This window comes from Micromonospora sp. NPDC051924 (assembly GCF_055586005.1).
Genome location: NZ_JBVJJA010000069.1, coordinates 1 through 1,240, shown reverse-complemented (window position 1 = coordinate 1,240; position 1,240 = coordinate 1). Strand labels below are relative to the sequence as shown.

General features: G+C 75.7%; 1 rRNA gene and 1 pseudogene. One reads left to right on the top strand and one right to left on the bottom strand.

The features are described from left to right. Positions 1-1,060, top strand: a pseudogene (locus ACZ6S5_RS32305) (hypothetical protein); the annotation flags it as partial. Between the two features lie 91 nt (positions 1,061-1,151). Here ACZ6S5_RS32305 and rrf read toward each other — a convergent pair. Next, a 5S ribosomal RNA gene (gene rrf, locus ACZ6S5_RS32300) occupies positions 1,152-1,240 on the bottom strand; the annotation flags it as partial.

Here is a 1,240-nt window from a genome sequence, read left to right as displayed (position 1 = left end):
GGTCCCCGCCGCGGAAACCGCCCTCGCGACGCTCACCGCCACGGAAGCCACCCTCACGGTCCCCGCCGCGGAAACCGCCCTCACGGCGCTCACCGCCACGGAAGCCACCCTCACGGTCCCCGCCGCGGAAACCGCCCTCACGGCGCTCACCGCCACGGAAGCCACCCTCACGGCGCTCACCGCCACGGAAGCCACCCTCACGGTCCCCGCCGCGGAAACCGCCCTCGCGGCGCTCACCGCCACGGAACCCTCCCTGACGGTCGCCACCGCGGAAGCCGCCCTCACGGCGTTCGCCGTCTACGCCTCCGTCGCGGCGGAAGCCACCCTCACGGCGCTCACCCCGGACGTCGCCCTGACGGTCGTCGCGACGGAAGCCGCCCTCACGGCGCTCACCGCCGAAGCCACCCGCACGGGGACCGCTCTCGCGGGGACCGGAGCGGAAGCCGCCCTCACGACGGTCACCGCCGCGGAAGCCGCCCTCACGGTCACCGCCGCGGAACCCGCCCTCACGGGGGCCGCCACGGGAACCCTCACGGCGGTCGCCGGCGAAGCCGCCCTGGCGGTCGTCACGGCGGAAGCCCTCGCGACGCTCGCCGCCCCGGAAGCCGCCTTCGCGGGGACCGGAGCGGAAGCCGCCGTCCCGGTTGTCGTCGCGGCGGAAGCCGCCCTCACGGCGGTCGCCACCACGGTTGCCGGCGTCGCGGTCGTCGCGCCGCTCACCGCCGCGGAAGCCGCCGTCACGGCGGTCACCGCCGCGGAAGCCGCCCTCACGGTCGTCACGGCGGAAGCCACCCTCCCGGGGGCCGGAGCGGAAACCGCCCTCACGACGGTCGCCGCCGCGGAAGCCGCCCTCGCGGTCACCGCCGCGGAAGCCACCCTCCCGGGAGCCCGAGCGGAAGCCGCCGTCGCGGCGGTCACCGGAGCCGCCCCGCTGGCCGCCCGAGCGGTCGTCGCGGTCGCCCCGGTACGACGGCCGGTCGTCGCGGCGGGCGTCGCCGCGCCCCGAGCGGTCGGCGCGGTCCTCGTAACGACGGGGGCGATCTCCGCCCTGCGGTCCTGAACTCACAGGTACATCCTTCCTGAGTGCGTCCGTCAGGACGCTAACGCAGTCAAGGGCCGACCCTGCTGGGGCGGCCCTCGACTGGAAGATTGTCCGGCGGTGTCCTACTCTCCCACACCCTCCCGAGTGCAGTACCATCGGCGCTGGAGGGCTTAGCTTCCGGGTTCGGAATGTTACCGG